Genomic DNA, 15954 nt, shown 5'->3' on the forward strand with positions numbered 1-15954 from the left:
GTCGATGAGAATACTGCAGGTACGCTTCAAGAATCTGAACTCACTGGTCGGCGAATGGCAAATCGACCTGATGCATCCAACCTTCGCGTCTGACGGCATCTTCGCCATCACCGGTCCCACCGGCGCGGGGAAGACCACCATCCTCGATGCTATTTGCCTCGCTCTTTACGGGCGGACGCCTCGCCTGAACAAGGTCACCAAGAGCGGAAACGAAATCATGTCCCGCCAGACCGGCGAGTGCTTTGCCGAGGTGACCTTCGAAACCCAGACCGGGCGTTACCGCTGTCACTGGAGCCAACACCGGGCACGCAAGAAGCCGGATGGTGAACTTCAGGCCCCGAAGCACGAAATTGCCAATGCCGACTCCGGCGAAATTTTCGAATCCAAGATCAGAGGTGTAGCTGACCAGATCGAGTCGGTTACTGGCATGGACTTTGATCGTTTTACCCGCTCCATGTTGCTGGCCCAGGGCGGCTTTGCCGCGTTCCTCCAAGCGGCACCGGATGATCGGGCTCCTATCCTGGAGCAGATAACGGGTACAGAGATCTACAGTCAGATATCCATCCGTGTCCATGAACGCCAGCGCGAAGAGAGGGAAAAACTGAACCTGCTCCAGGCTGAAACGGCAGGCATCGTGATTCTTGAGCCGGAGCAGGAACAGGAGACCCAGCAGGCACTCGAAGCAAAGCAGAAGGATGAGACAGGCCTTGCCACCAGGGCCGCTGAAACTGGGAAGGCCATAGCCTGGCTCACCGTCATCGAAGGGCTGAAGAAGGAAATCGTCAACCTGGCCGATGAAGCGAGCAAGCTGCAGGGCGATATCGAGGCGTTCAAACCGGATCGTGAAAAGCTAGGCTGGGCTGTGAGTGCCTCCTCGCTGGACGGCGCATACGCAACGCTCACAGCCACCCGCAAACAGCAGGCGGATGACAGTGCAGGCTTGAAAGCCGAGGAAGAGGCGCTTCCTGGACTGGAATCCTCCGCCAAGGAACAGGCCGAGGCACTGAAATCAGCTGAGCAACAAACTGCTCAGGCCAAAGAAGAGCTGAAAGCGGCCGCGCCTACATTGCAGAAGGTTCGCTCCCTTGATCAGAAACTCACCGATCAGAAAAAAGCTGTATCGGAAGAGGGTGAGGGCTGCAAGAAGGCTACGGCAAAAATTGATGCAGACAAAAAAGCCCGGCTCGAAGTGCATGACAAACGATCCAAGGCTCATGAGACGCTGGATCTTGTGGACGGCTATCTGAAGGAGCATGCACAGGATGAATGGCTGATAGGTGGTCTGGCTGGCATTGAAGAACAGATCGGCGGCCTGCTCTCCAAACAAAATGAAATCGTTCAAAAAGAGGCTGCGCAGGAAGCAGCCAATACGACTCTGGAACTGGCAACAAAGTCACTAGATGGCTGTCAGAAGCAATCCGGCATTCGGAAGCAGGAACTGGAGGACGCCTTAAAACAGCTTCAGCAGGCTAAGGATGCTTTGAGCCAGCTGCTGGGAGACCGCTTGTTGCGGGAATACCGCACCAAGAAGGAAACCCTGCTGCGTGAAATGGCCTTCCTAACGAAAATTGCGGAGCTTGAAGATCACCGGGCAAAGCTGGAAGACGGCAAGCCCTGTCCACTCTGCGGTGCAACCGAGCACCCATTTGCGGAAGGGAATATCCCTGCTCCCGATGAAACCGAAAAGAAAATCGACGCTCTGACCAGGCTGATCAACAAAGCCGAGGATCAGGAGGTCGCCATCAAGAAACTCGAAGAAGCTGAAAGCCTGGCCAGCAAAAACCTGACGGAAGCTGAAAAGCTGGAGTCAGCAGCGGCTAATGACAAGAAGGCTTCCGAGAAAGCCCTAGCCGAGGTGAAGGACGGCCTAGTGAAACTCCATGCCGACTTTTCCGAACGCAGGCAGGCTGTTACTACCAAACTCCAGCCGCTTGGTATTGCGGACATCTCCGAAACAGACATTTCATGCCTGATCGAAATCCTCAAGGCGCGGCTGAAGGCGTGGCAGACTCAGGTCAAGAACAAGGCGGACATCGAGAAACAGATGGCCAACATCGACAGCGAGGTGAAGCGGCTGGATGCGGTTATCGAAACTCAAAGCACCTCCCTGGCCGAAAAGCTAGAGCGTTTTGAAACCTTGAAACAGGAACTCGCCGCTGGAAGTGATGAACGCAATGCACTGTACGGCGACAAGAATCCCGACGATGAGGAGCGCCGTTTCAACAAGGCGATTTCGGATGCCGAAGGTTCCGAAAAACAGGTCAGAGACCGGCACAATGAGCTCCAACAAAAATGGAATACCGCGAAGTCCCATGTCGAATCTCTGAAGAAACGCATCGAGCAACGAGAGCCGGAACTGAGGAGGCTTGAAACAGAATTCTCCGCAGCGCTCACACCTGTTGGCTTTTCAAATGAAGAACAATTCCTGGCGGCCATACTGGCCTCTGAAGCTCGGGCGGAGCTGACAGCCACGGCCAAGGATCTGGATGAGCGTCAAACGGATCTGAAGGCCAGACAGAAGGATCGGGAAACGCGCCTGGCCACGGAAATGGCCCGCAAGGTCACCGACAAGTTGCTGGAGGAGATCGAGCCCCAATTCAAGGAACAAGAGGAGGCCCTGAATGAGCTACGGGACATCATTGCCGGTCTGAAACACAAGTTGAGTGAAAATGCGGCTGCAAAAGAGCGGATAAAAGAAAAGCAGACAGCTATCGAAGCTCAGAAAAAAGAGTGCCGCAGGTGGGAAAACCTGCACGAATTGATCGGCTCAGCAGACGGCAAGAAATACCGCAATTTTGCACAGGGGCTGACCTTTGAAATGATGATTGGTCACGCCAATCGGCAATTGCAGAAAATGACCGACCGCTACTTACTGACTCGTGACGATGCTCAGCCCCTGGAGCTCAACGTCGTCGACAACTATCAGGCTGGGGAGATACGATCTACAAAGAATCTCTCGGGCGGTGAGAGCTTTATTGTCAGTCTATCGCTAGCGCTTGGGTTGTCCCATATGGCCAGCAAGAATGTCCGTGTGGATTCTTTGTTCCTGGATGAAGGCTTCGGCACTTTGGACGAGGACGCCCTCGACACGGCCCTGGAAACCCTCGCGAGCCTACAGAAAGAGGGCAAACTGATCGGCGTCATTTCGCATGTACCCACTTTAAAAGAGCGAATTAGTACCCAGATCCAGATCACACCAAAAACTGGCGGGCGGAGCCAAATCACAGGACCTGGTTGCAGGTCAATCTAGCCCTCCCCCCGCAACTCCGGCCAAATCTGCCACCAGTCATCCGGGCGCAACTGCTTCCGGGTGACTGCCCCCTGTTATCTCTTCGATCTCCACACAACGGATAATCGGCACTGGGAGACTGCCTGATGCCCATCCGCTGACCACGGGCACCGGTATGCCTAGCTTATTGGCGAGCTTGGTCATCCCGCCCATCACGGCGCAGGCTTCACGAACAGGCTGAAAATCGGACATATGTTTGTATCCGTCCGGCGAACGCACCTTGAGCCGTCCGCGCATCCGATAGAGCATACGTGTCCGCTTAACTATCGTGGACACGTATGCACCAAGAGCCCAACAACAAGCCACGCCGTCGGCGCCACACCTATCCCGCACAGTTCAAGACCGATCTAGTTGCCCAGTGCATGGACCCGGCTGTCTCCCTAGCGTCGGTAGCCATCAAGCATGATCTGAACCCCAACGTCTTGCGCCGCTGGGTCATCGAATACGAGCGCCTGGGCCTGCATGATGCCGATGCCCAGACCGATGGGGATCGTGCAGTGCTGGCCCCGGCACCCGCGAACTGGCTGCCCTTCGTGCCGGTCCAGACGGTCGCCACCGAGCGACTGTCTGCACGACCGTCACAGCCCGAGGCCAGGATCCCGTTGACGCTCAGAGGCCAAGGCCTGACCCTCACGCTGGACTGGCCGATGGCTGAACGTCAGGCTCTAGCCCAGTGGGCGCGCCTGGTTCTGGCATGATCCGCATCGACCGGATCTGGCTGGCCGTCGATCCGATGGACATGCGCGCCGGGCTGGACACGACGCTCAACGAGAAGCTGACCTTCGAGATTGCGATGCTGCGCCGCTTCCGGTTCGGCAAGCGTAGCGAACAGTTGCCACCCGGTGTGCAGGGCAGCCTGCTGGAGGAAGCCGTTGACGAGGATATGGTCGAGATCGAAGCGCAACTGGCAGCCTTGGCCCCCAAGGCCGATCCGGTCACGCCGCTTAAGGATCAACCCAAGCGCGCCGCCTTGCCGCCGGAACTGCCCCGCATCGAGATCCTGGCGCACCGGGTGCTGCATGCCGACGAGACGCCGGTCAAGTTGCTCAAGCCTGGTAGCCGTGCCATCCACAAGGCGTACCTGTGGGCTTACACCCCGGGTGCCTTCGAGGGTCTGAACGCCGTCGTCTATGACTTTACCGAAGGCCGTGCCGGGGCGCATGCCCGGGAGTTCTTCGGAAACTGGACCGGAAGCCTGGTCTGCGATGATTACGTCGGCTACAAGGCCTGCTTCACCCAAGGTATCACCGAAGTGGGCTGCATGGCGCACGCCCGGCGCAAGTTCTTCGATCTGCACGCGGCCAGCCAGTGCCCGGTCGCTGCGCAGGCGTTGGAATCCATCGGCGGTCTGTACACCATCGAACGTGAGCTCAAGGGTCTATCCCCGGATGATCGCTTGAGGCAACGCCAGCAGGTCGCCAAACCGCTGGCGGACAAATACCATGAGTGGATGCTGGCCCAGCGCCAGAAGGTGCCGGACGGTTCGGGCACGGCCCGGGCGCTGGATTACAGCCTGAAGCGCTGGGTGGCGCTGACGCGCTACTTGGACGATGGGATGCTGCCCATCGACAACAACCGGATCGAGCAACAGATCCGGCCCATCGCCGTGGGCCGCAACAACTGGCTGTTCGCGGGGTCCTTGCGTGCTGGCAAACGGGCGGCAGCGGTCATGAGTCTGGTGCAGTCGGCCAAACTCAATGGTCATGATCCGTATGCATACCTGAAGGACGTGCTCACACGCCTGCCCACGCATCCGAACAGCCGGATCGAGGAATTGTTGCCGCATCGCTGGCAACTAACATCAGGCTGTTGATCCTCGTCGGTTGAATTCTGACCCACCGGCATCACTTCCGCGCACACACATGAAAGGCTGCGGCCGCCTGTCGGCGGCCGTCAATGTGTGTTCGCCGGACGGTAACTGAAATATCGCCCACTGTTCTCTCCCAGTGCAACAACTGGGTCACCTTCCGGCTGACTTCAGAAAAGGACTTGGCTGCAGTACAAACCGCCAGTGAATGGGCTGACTGCCGCGATGTAAAACGCATTGCAGGGTTAGCCCGCCAGACGGCGATTGTCTTCGGTGGAAGTATCTCTATGCCGACAATGGTGCGGGCACCTGATGCTTCACCTACACCAAGCTCTGATGACGGAGCGTTTGCTACCTGGGGGTCATCACCGCCAATATGACCTCCAAGCATGGGATAGCATTAAATCACTGTTCTAGGTCTCTCAGCAGAACTATTTCAACATCAGCATGGCCAAAGTTCGCAGTGTGCTCTTTACCTTCTCTCCCGTGATACCAAAACGTATGGTCACCCTCTCCTTTACGCTGCCGATAGAAGTTATAGGAATATTTCTTCTTTAAAAGCAGCGCCCGGAGCGCTGGAAAGTCGATACCGTTTGAATCCTGTATATAAACCTCGTCTCCCAACCCTCCTATCACCCACAATTCAATCTCATCGGCACGCATTGCACAATAAACATCAGGGTCTAACATCGCATTCAACTTGAATTCAAAAACACGCAGGGTCATGGTATTCCTTTGCAATCGATGCCACATAGCAACACTAAAAAGATATCCGAAATTTTCCAGAATGCAAAATTCCAATCTGCATCCGGCGCTGACGACATTACCTATCTCCTGCTCACGCCTGATTCAGCAATAAAATTTGAAACCCTTACCGCTAACTGAGTGACTTTAGGTCTTCGACCCTGAGGTCTTGTTATCACGACTGGCGTCAATAAGCACCACATCCTCTCGCCCCTCAAGCTTCAAGTCGCGAAGGATACTAATCACCTTCTCTAGCTCCTTTTCTGAGAAATACAAGATAACCTTAATGCCTTGTTTGGTCTGATTAGCCTTCGCATAGACTTCGACCTGCTTTTCCAGATTCCGTCTCAACCCCGTATTGCTCGCCAGCTTGAACTCAACCAGGCTAGCGTTCTGTTTTCCTTTTGAGACCTTGTAATCTACCGGGCCTCGCCCATTATTCACCTCGGCGTTCACGTCGAAAGCCGTTGCGTACCAGGTAAGCCGGAACATGGTGTGAAGGTCGCTCTCCCTCTTCACAGGGACACCTTTCACATAGAAGACACGATACCCATCATTGTCTTCAATAACGTGTTTTAGGTACTTCACACGTTGAAGAGTCTCCTTGTAGGAATTTCCTCTTTCATAGAATTCAGTGCCCATGAGATGCTTTAAAACCAGTTCACGGATATTTTCCACAAATTGAATTTGTGTTTCCTGAACCTTCTTATTACTGGCTCTATGGGCGGCTGGAGCGTCCTCTTCCTTAAATTTAATGTAATAATCAATCAGCTCGGTGAATTCCTCGATGGTGCGCAGTGCGGCAGCATCACATTCTTTTTTGGTTGAGCGTTCGTTAATTTGACGCAAAAAATGGTCGTTGATTTATACACGAAGATGTTCATCAGGCAGCGACTCTCGAAGCTGGAAGAACTGGTTAACCATGTCTCCTTGATTAATCCAAGCGTCGTCCCGCGTCAGAATCTCGCATGGAGTCAGGATGACATAGTCACCCGCATGCCATGGCAATGTGAAGTGCCCAGATTGCCAGCGCTGAGTTTCATAGTTAAAACTCACTCGGTCTATGTGGATTCGCTTCGTTTGAGCTTCCTTTAGGTGTTGCTTCACGAATTCTTCTGTGTATTTGAGTAGGTAGCCCTTTATAAGATTGGTGGTGAAATCACTCAGGTGGTCCCGGCCAACACCACCGCTCAACAAGCCAAGCTTCTCCAGGTGAGAGCCTTTGGTGAGCTGCTCCTTCCCAAAGTCTCGGAAAACCTTTTGGAAGTTGAGAGCAAGGGCTTGAGCAAAGCTCTTGCCAAGGCCCGTTCCACTATTCCCTTGCTTGCTGAGTCCAAGCCAGTTCTGCTTGACTTCCTTGAAGAGTAGCCAATGAGAGATTGAACCTTCGGTCAACTCGTCGGCTTGAGCTCTGTCCCGCACAAACACGAGATAGTTGATGATATCGTCATGTAGGGCATGAATCTCTGGACGTTTACTATCGAAGAGCAGAAAGGGGTCAATGAATAGCGGCAGGTCGTTTACCAACGCAATATTGAATGCACCATATGCCTCGATAGCTTTAGGTTCAACCTGAAAAACGTCAGAGAAATAAATCATGCGCACTAACCCCTTTTTTCATTTCCGTTAGATGCTGTCACCCTCTGATGGCTGACGCTGAGCGAAAGCCCGATACACCATCTTTGCCAGCATCCCCTGCATGGCAGCAAAAATCCGTTCGTCCTTCAGGAGCTGGCCTGCAATTGAGTTATGCGCATCCTGACTATCCAAGATGATGTCGGTCAGCCGGTCTTTGAAGTCCCCCATGCGGAACTGCTCTTCGGTGTTGTTTGCAGCCTGCTCAGCAAGTGTCTCGTCCTCCAGCAGCTTGCCATGCAGCGTGGTGACGTAGCCAATCAGGTCGGCCTCGGTCAGGTCGCCAGAAAATAGGTCGTTCATCTTCTCGACGACTTCGGCCAGGGGCTTTTTCTCGTCCTCAACACCCTTCCCAGAACCAGCTTCTGAAATCCGCTGCAACTTCACGATTTCTCCGCTGGACAAATCTAGCCGCATTTGTCCAAGCCCCTGTAAGCGATAGTGCGTCAAGCGAACATCCGAGTCTAGGTCTATTGCCGTGTCTGAGCCGTGCTCTGCAATACGCGGCATCAAGTTCTTGCCAAAGGCGTAGCGCTTCTCCAAGTCTGAATCGTTGTAGGGGACAATTTGGGAAAGGAAGTCATACAGCCGCAGGAACGTCCCCAGGTCGCGTCGGAATTGCTCTGCGGCCTCTTCCTCCAACGAGTGGAAAAAACGGTCTGCGGCAGGCTTGAGGAATTGGTGCAGGGATGCCTGCTTGCGCTTGGGGTCAAAGAACACCTGCGCGAACCCATCCACTTCCGCGGGGAAGTAGACGCCGGCCTGGTCCAGCTTGATTTGAAGCTCATGGACGATGTTGGGGTCCGTGACATCCTCGAGTTCGGCCGCACGGTAATACGGCTTGAAGGACTCCAGAATTTCGTCGGGCTTGTTCACGAAGTCGAGAACGAACGTGTCATCCTTGCCTGGGAGGATACGGTTTAGCCGGGAAAGGGTCTGGACAGCCAGCACCCCAGACAGGCGTTTGTCGACATACATGGTGTGCAGCAGGGGCTGGTCAAAGCCGGTCTGGTACTTGTTGGCCACCAGCAGGATGCGGTAATCATCCCCCTTGAAGGCCTCAGATGGTTCGACGCCCCCAATCCCTGGGTTCATGCTGGCCTCAGTGAAATCATCCGGACCGGAATCGGGGTCCTCGACCTTGCCCGAGAACGCCACAAGGGTGCGCAGTTCCGTCTGGTAACCGCGCTCCTTGATGTACCGGTCTATGGCCAGCTTGTAGCGCACAGCGGCTTTGCGGCTGCCCGTGACCACCATGGCTTTCGCTTGGCCACCAATTTTGGAGGCCACGTGCTCGCGGAAATGCTCAACGATGACCACAACCTTCTGAGCGATATTGTGTGGATGCAGGATAGCGTATCGAGCGAGCACGGCCTTGGCTTTGCCCTGAGGGACGAGCTTTTCATCTGACAGCGCACCGAGCTTGTAGAACATCTTGTAGGACGTGTAGTTCTTCAGCACGTCGAGGATGAAGCCCTCCTCGATGGCCTGGCGCATCGAATACACATGGAAGGGCTCCGGCAAGCCTGTCGCTGCGTTGGGCCGGCCAAAAAGTTCCATTGTCTTGCCCTTCGGCGTGGCCGTGAAGGCGAAATATGAGACATTCTTCGGACGCATCCGAGAGGACATCACCTCATTGACAACATCCTCGGATGTCACGTCCTCCGGGTCGATTTCAACGTCTGCCGGAACCTCGACCGTCTCGCCATCCAGCTCCACCTGAACCGCAGGTGCTGACAATGACTTTTCGCCGGAGGTGAGTGCAATTTTCATGTTCCGAGCGGCTGTACCCGACTGGCTCGAGTGCGCTTCGTCGACGATGATGGCAAAGCGCTTGCCCTTCATCCCCTTTACCTTATCCAGGATGAATGGGAATTTCTGGATGGTGGTGACCACCACGGGCGTGCCCTTCATCAGGGCTTCTGCCAGCTGCTGGCTGTTCTTGTCGATTTTCTGGACGACGCCAGACTTGTGTTCGAACTGGCTTATGGTCTCTTGCAGCTGCTTGTCCAACACCCGCCGGTCAGTGATGACGATGACCGAGTCGAAGATTTTATTGTCTGCAGCATCATGCAGATTGGCCATGCGGTGTGCCGACCAGGCAATCGAGTTCGATTTCCCGGAACCTGCAGAGTGCTGAACCAGGTAGACCTGTCCAGCGCCTTCCTGCGCCACCGTGTCAACAAGATTTCGGACGACATCAAGCTGGTGAAAGCGAGGGAAGATGAGTGTTTCCTTGACCCGCTTCTTGCCGGTCTTCGGGTCCTCGTCCTGTTTCACCTCCAGGTGCAGGAAGTTGCCCAGAATATCGAGCCAGACGTCCTTGGCCCACACTTGCTCCCAAAGGTACCAGGTGGGGTAGCCCTTGCCCTCGGGTGCCGGCGGGTTGCCCGCGGTGGCGCCGCCCACGCCATCGGGTCGGCCCAGATTGAACGGCAGAAAATAGGTTTTTTCGCCGTCCAGCTTTGTCGTCATGAACACTTCGTCGGTCGATACCGCGAAGTGGACGAGCGCCCGGGTCTTGAATTGCAGGAGGGCCTCCGGCTCTTTGGACTTGGCGTCCTTGGGCAGGCGGTCCTTCTTGTACTGGATGATGGCATCCTTGATGTTCTGCGTGAGGTCAGTCTTGAGCTCAGCGGTGGACACCGGTAGGCCGTTCAGAAAATGCACCAGGTCAATGCTGTTCTCATTGTGCAGGCTGTAGTGCAACTGGCGAATGACCGTCAGGCGGTTCTTCTCGTACCAGGCCCACAACTGAGGATTTTTCTTGTTGGCAGGCCGGAACTGGCAGAGGAAGAACTTAGCATCACGGTCCTTGAAGCCGTGGCGCAGCAAATGCAGCGTGCCATGCTTGTCGAGCTGTTCGGCCACGCGCTTCACAAACATGGCCTCTGATTGGCCGTTGTGCCACTTCTTGAATTTGGCCCACTCCGCCGGCTGCGTCTCCTGGACAAAGGCCAGGAGGTCATCTGGGAACAAGGCGAGCTCGCGGCTATAGGATGCGGCTTCCTTCGGGTGCGTGAGGACGGCCCAGCCGTTTGTGGCCAAATGGTCGCAAAGTTCATTTTCGAAGATTCGTTCAGTGTGGACGTTTGATAGCTTGGCCATCCCCAACCCTTTTTATTCGTCAGTCGTGGCGAGGTTCGCGCCCCGCTTCAATTCGTCTAGCGTGACGCCTTTATCGTTCTTCCACTCGCGCCAGCCATTAGCCGCGCTGCCGACAATCGCGGCGGCAGCACCACTAGGCGTTCCGAATAGAACATCCTCTTTGAAGACCAGCACGCCATCTTCCAATGCAACCTTGCCTTCTTGCATCAGGGATTCACGCTGCTTTGCATAGGCCCGTTGAAGATGGGCCTTGCTCACAGCGCCTCTGCCGACGGAGCCCTTGAGAACAACGAAGCCTTCCTCCGTGTACTCGCCCACGGCTTTGGTGCCAGCGCGGTTGCAGTAGAACAGCTCGGTGTATTTGGAGGACTGGCCCTCACTGGAAGATAACGGCTTAAAGACTGGATATCCCAGTGTTGCCAGGAGTGTTCGACCGGTGTCGAAGATTTCATGGCAATCAGCCTCCAGAGGCGCTGGCGTGTGAGGCTTGCTGCCATCATTGCCGTTCTCTGTCTGATAACGGCCGATTGCCTTGGCCTGCTGGATACACAGCCATTCCAGGAAAAGCGCATGTGTCTGTGTGAGGCTATTGGTGCGCGAAATGAGCACAACGGCCCGCTGCCAGAAGTCCTTTTCCTTGTTGTGCTTGGCCAAACGCTTGCGCAGGTCTCCAGTCTGGCCGATATAGAGCCTCTGGGAGGCCCCATCTTCGCCCTGTCCGAACAGGAAATAGACTGCGACTTGACCACTCTCCGGCATTGCGATGAAGTCTGGAAGAAGTTTTCTGGGGACTTCGATGGCTTGGACGATGCGCGTGGTGATTTCAGCCACGCGGATTCCCTGCGGGTCGCCTGTAGGCAAGAATATCTGGATGGTCTTAGGAGTGGGGATTGTCATTCAGACCTACCGTTATATCTGGCCAACAAATCAGCGGTTTTTGGACTAGTGCGCAAGTCCTTTAAAACCTCTAAAACCGCATGATTTGCCAGCAAAGCAAATTCCTCAACAGAAAATTTCATTTCATATCTAACGTTGGTGGAACAAGAGGCCAATTCCAACGCCGCTATATTGATGGCAATGCCATGCTGGTTACTCAGCAGCGCCCCTAGAGATTCCAATTTGTGCGCATTGGCACCTTTTTGTGGAAAATCAGAACCACCAATAGCGAGCAATCCTTTCAAGGTCTTTTCGATGGCTTGCAGTGCTCCCCAACGAGCTTGCACATATCGCTGGCCCATGACATCTTCTGTGCTCTGGTCATAATCAGAACGAGCAATACATAACAGGTCGGTGCTGGGTAAATCAGTTCGCCATTGCAAGCTTTGAAGACTGGAGACATAGAAGTCGAAATATTCTTTCAACTCAGAATCTTTCAATCTGTCAACCATACCTTGCTGCAACCCTTCTACCGCACAGAGCACGTTATATGAAGCTGGCACACTCGAACGTCCAGGATTTTCCCCGCTATTCTCTAAATTACGGTCAAGAAACAAGGAAACCTTGCCAAAGACCAGCCCGAACCTAACTTTCCAAATAGCATTCCCAAGCTTGAAGGGAGCGTGGCCATATGCCATTTCCATCTTCAACTTATCAGCAAAGACGTGTTCATACCAACGATTTGCTTTGGCCATGAGGACGTTCCCCTCAAAACCGGGAGAGTCCGCCAAAGCATCAGGGGGTAGCACTTGCCCACCCCATTTGAAGGCTTCCCAAAAGAGCCGACCGGTCATTAGCGGTCGTTGAGGCGGTTGGAGACCTCCATCTGCCAAATGCTTGTCGATGGCTTGCATCAAGGCCTCAAACTCGTGCTCCGTCTCCGGATATTTCGGCCAACTAAAGGAGCTCATGCGGCCTCCAGATGAAAAGCATTGATATCAATCTGACCAGTCACGGCGGCTGAAATCAGGGATGAGCGGTACTCCTCAAGATGTTCAATATGCGCTTTTGCATGGGCCACAGCGCTATCAATATTCTGTACACGCTCATTGAGGAATGAAACTATTTCCTCTTGCTCCTCGAGGCTCGGCAATGCCACGGGTATCTTCCCAATTTTGCTAGCCTTAATCCCTTCTGCCGTAGAACCAGTTGCCAAAGTAGCCAGGACAGCCTGTACCTGATGAGCCATGAGCCAATATTTAAGGAAATAATTATTAAGAAGGCCAGGTAATCCTCGGAACTTAATGACACGCTGAGCCAGTGCTATGCCTTCCCGGTCCACGTTTGCAACTTGACCTAATGGAGCTTCAGTTGTAAACAAGACATCTCCAATTCCTGGCTGACCTCTACGCATTACTTCACCATAATCTTCCGGCTGTATGTACTCAGCTGACGCAGCGTAATCCAACCTTCCATCTCGAATATTTCTGGCAGTAATCAGCAAAATTCCCTCATCGACCTTCTCGGGTGTTTTCCCTCGATAGTCAACAATTGGCCCTATGTATTTGGTTAACCCTCCAAGTACCCAACCGGTTGGGAGCAATGGTATAAATTCATGCTCGGTAGCTATCCACTCTCTGTCTTGATGTAGCCCTCCTACTACGGCCCATGACACGGTTGAATACCGCAGCTCATCAAGCAATTCAAGGAGTTTTACCTTCCCTGCAATCAAAGCATCAATCCGCGCCGTCTGCTCGTCGAGGAAGTTAGCAATACGTTGTTGCTCCTGCGGTGATGGGCACCGCACTTTGGTCCTATAGGCACTTTCACGAGACAGACCTGGCACCCCAGTATCCTCTGAGTTCTGGTCCAACCCAAGAGTTTGAAGCACCCAGAACAGCCAACGGAGATTGGCGCCCGTGTGTCGGGAATCCACATAGTAGGCAGTATCAATACAAAACCCGGGTGCATCCGTCCAAGTTACTTTTCCGTAGGAGCCTTTCCGACCTACGATTATGGCGGGGCCCAACGTATTCGCCACATCATGGCTTCCCACAACGCCATTTGAGCCAAACACGGGAACGTCTCCATCGGAACGAATATCTCGCGACAAGGAATCGCCATATTCAAACCGTGCGACGTGCTTCAAGGAAGGCCAGAGCATCACGCCACAACCCCCTTCATGAGCTCAATGAACCGCTCCTCCATTCTCTTGATTTCTGCAGCAATGACCTCAGGCGCCCGCAGCGGCTTGTAGACATAGAAGTAGCGATTGAAGTTGATTTCGTAGCCGACTTTGCCAGGTTGGCCATCGTGCTCATCACGAATGGTCTCATTCACCCATGCATCATCCACGTGAGGCAGGACCTCGCGCTGCATATAGGCCTTGATGTCCTCGCCTAAGGGAATGTTCTCGGTATCACGAAGTTCAGGGTCGTAGGGCTTCTCTCCCTTCTTGGGCTTCTTCGCGGTCTTCCCGGGCGCTAGCGGTCGGTCCACGGTGACCTTGCGGTAACCAAAGAAGGTGTTCTCGAACACCTTCGAGACACAGCGCGGGGGCTCCTGCTCAGCCTGTTCGTCGCCGTTCTTGACCGGCTCCTGGTACTCCAGCGTGAAAGTCGCATCAGGCTTGAACTCCGAGTAGGCCTTCACGATTTCCGCAATCTGCTCGTCCGTAATCTCGACCCGTTTGCTGCCAAGGCTCTTGCGGCGCTTCTCGTACATGCGCGTGGCATCAATGAGCTGCACGCGCCCCTTGCGCTCAGGCTTCTTCGTGTTGTCCAGCAGCCAGATATAGGTGGCAATGCCCGTGTTGTAGAACAGGTCGTTCGGCAGAGCGATGATGGCCTCTACGAGGTCGTTCTCCAGGAGGTAGCGCCGGATTTCCGACTCACCAGAACCCGCGTCACCCGTGAACAGAGGGCTGCCGTTCAGGACGATGCCAACACGGCTCCCGCCTTCAGAGGCCTGGCGCATCTTCGACACCAGGTGCATCAGGAACAGCAAGGAGCCATCAGAGATGCGGGGCAGGCCCGGGCCAAACCTGCCGGCAAAGCCCTTCTCGGACTCGGCTTTCACGGCGGCCTGAACCTTCTTCCAATCCACGCCAAACGGCGGGTTTGAAAGCATGTAATCGAACTTCTGGCCGATGAACCCATCTGCCGATAGCGTGTTGCCCATGACGATGTTCTTGGGGTCTTGGCCCTTGATGAGCATGTCCGCCTTACAGATGGCATAGGACTCGGGGTTCAGCTCTTGGCCGAACAGCACCAGCTTCGCCGAGCTATTGATGCCAGCAATTTCGTTGTCGGCAACAGACAGCATCCCACCCGTGCCGGCAGTGGGGTCATAGAGCGACCGAATGATGCCAGGCTTGGACAGCGCCTCATCGTCACCTGCGAACAGGCAGTGCACAATGAGCTTAATGACCTCGCGGGGCGTGAAGTGCTCCCCGGCGGTCTCGTTGGACGCTTCAGAGAACTTCCGAATCAGCTCCTCGAAGACCAGGCCCATGGTTTCGTTGGGGACAACCGAGGGGTGGAGGTCAATTTCCGCGAACTTCTGGGCGACCAGGTACAGCAGGTCGTTTTCATCGAGTTCGGCCACGCGGTCGGTGAACTTGAAGCGCTCGAACACATCACGAGCGTCGGCGGAGAAGTCGCCGATGTAAGCAATGAGGTTTTGGCGGATGTTGGATGGGTCATCCAACAGGCCAGGAACCGTGAAGGGGCTCACGTTGTAGAACGACTGCTTGCTCTTGCGAGGAAGGATGAGGTCCAGGTTGATGCCGGAATTTTTCTTCTTCTCGTACTCAGCTAGTACTTCCTTCTTGGTGTCTGCCAGCACGCAATCCAGGCGCCGCAGCAGCGTGAAGGGAAGGATGACCTTGCCGTAGTCGGCCTGCTTGTAGTCGCCGCGCAGGAGGTCTGCCACCGACCAGATAAAGTTTGCGAGTTCTGAGAAATTTTGTGCCATGCCGCGTCGTTGCCTGATTGTTGCCGGTCGAGGTGTAGAGCCGAGTTTTATGCCTCTTGGGCATCCTCCTCACTCGCCACACCTAAGGACATGGTAACCGCAGATAACAGGATGTGCCGCCCCGACTCTATTGGCCTCCCGCACCAACACGCACGCAAAAAAAGGGGTGCTCCCAATAGAAAGGGCTCTACATCATGAACGGGGGACACCGACATTCAGGCTCTCCATCATGAACGGGGGACACCGACATTCATTAGACTTGTTTTTACGAAGAACACGTTTAATGGAGTCAATGCCGGCTCTACATCATGAACGGGGGACAGCGACATTCATTAGACTTGCTTTTACGAAGAACACGTTTAATGGAGTCAATGCCGATGTCCCCAATAGATTCTATCCTAGGCATCCACGGTTTGGTGGTGCAAGAGGTCAAGCGTGCCGATGGCATCCACGTCTGGGCAGGCCCGCGCAGGCGTCCCCGGTGTCAGCACTGCCACAGTGAGCGGCTGCGCATCAAAGC

12 protein-coding genes are annotated in these 15954 nt (G+C 54.7%); 3 read left to right on the forward strand and 9 right to left on the reverse strand.

Annotation, left to right across the window (positions count from 1 at the left end; translation table 11 throughout):
- Positions 1-4 precede the first annotated feature (4 nt).
- Complete coding sequence (locus ABS758_RS08420; protein ID WP_350381352.1) at positions 5-3250, forward strand: AAA family ATPase; 3246 nt, start codon at positions 5-7, stop codon at positions 3248-3250.
- Positions 3251-3286: 36 nt separating this feature from the next.
- On the opposite strand, the gene ABS758_RS08425 is transcribed toward ABS758_RS08420, so the two are convergent.
- The gene (locus ABS758_RS08425; RefSeq protein ID WP_350389071.1) at positions 3287-3538 is read right to left on the reverse strand and encodes a transcriptional regulator; all 252 of its coding nucleotides are present in this window, start codon (positions 3536-3538) and stop codon (positions 3287-3289) included.
- Between the two features lie 29 nt (positions 3539-3567).
- On the opposite strand from ABS758_RS08425, the gene ABS758_RS08430 reads away from it, so the two are divergent.
- Complete coding sequence (locus ABS758_RS08430; RefSeq protein WP_350381351.1) at positions 3568-3987, forward strand: transposase; 420 nt, start codon at positions 3568-3570, stop codon at positions 3985-3987.
- Between the two features lie 41 nt (positions 3988-4028).
- Positions 4029-5102: an IS66 family transposase gene (tnpC, locus tag ABS758_RS08435; protein WP_492304501.1), complete on the forward strand. Its 1074-nt coding sequence runs from the start codon at positions 4029-4031 to the stop codon at positions 5100-5102.
- 399 nt (positions 5103-5501) lie between these two features.
- Here the strand turns inward: tnpC and ABS758_RS08440 are convergent, their stop codons facing one another.
- The 8 genes from ABS758_RS08440 to ABS758_RS08475 form a co-directional block, all read right to left on the reverse strand.
- On the reverse strand, positions 5502-5822 hold the full coding sequence (locus tag ABS758_RS08440) for a hypothetical protein (protein WP_350381350.1): 321 nt from the start codon (positions 5820-5822) through the stop codon (positions 5502-5504).
- 165 nt (positions 5823-5987) lie between these two features.
- Entirely contained in the window at positions 5988-6689 is a 702-nt protein-coding gene (locus ABS758_RS08445) for a DUF8371 domain-containing protein (protein ID WP_350381349.1), read from the reverse strand.
- A 15-nt stretch (positions 6690-6704) separates the two neighbouring features.
- Positions 6705-7439 carry a DUF8370 family protein gene (locus ABS758_RS08450; RefSeq protein ID WP_350381348.1) on the reverse strand — a complete coding sequence of 245 codons (735 nt, stop codon included), beginning with the start codon at positions 7437-7439 and terminating at the stop codon, positions 6705-6707.
- Positions 7440-7466: 27 nt separating this feature from the next.
- Entirely contained in the window at positions 7467-10583 is a 3117-nt protein-coding gene (locus tag ABS758_RS08455) for a type I restriction endonuclease subunit R (protein WP_350381346.1), read from the reverse strand.
- Between the two features lie 12 nt (positions 10584-10595).
- Entirely contained in the window at positions 10596-11414 is an 819-nt protein-coding gene (locus tag ABS758_RS08460; protein ID WP_350381345.1) for a GIY-YIG nuclease family protein, read from the reverse strand.
- A 62-nt stretch (positions 11415-11476) separates the two neighbouring features.
- The gene (locus tag ABS758_RS08465; protein WP_350381343.1) at positions 11477-12430 is read right to left on the reverse strand and encodes a hypothetical protein; all 954 of its coding nucleotides are present in this window, start codon (positions 12428-12430) and stop codon (positions 11477-11479) included.
- A complete protein-coding gene (locus ABS758_RS08470) occupies positions 12427-13608 on the reverse strand; it encodes a restriction endonuclease subunit S (RefSeq protein WP_350389073.1) in 1182 nt (393 codons plus the stop codon). Before ABS758_RS08470 ends, ABS758_RS08465 begins: the two co-directional genes overlap by 4 nt.
- Before the next feature lie 14 nt (positions 13609-13622).
- Positions 13623-15434 carry a type I restriction-modification system subunit M gene (locus ABS758_RS08475; RefSeq protein ID WP_350381342.1) on the reverse strand — a complete coding sequence of 604 codons (1812 nt, stop codon included), beginning with the start codon at positions 15432-15434 and terminating at the stop codon, positions 13623-13625.
- Positions 15435-15954: the final 520 nt, after the last annotated feature.

The organism is Castellaniella sp. FW104-7C03 (assembly GCF_040276085.1).
Lineage (GTDB): Bacteria > Pseudomonadota > Gammaproteobacteria > Burkholderiales > Burkholderiaceae_B > Castellaniella.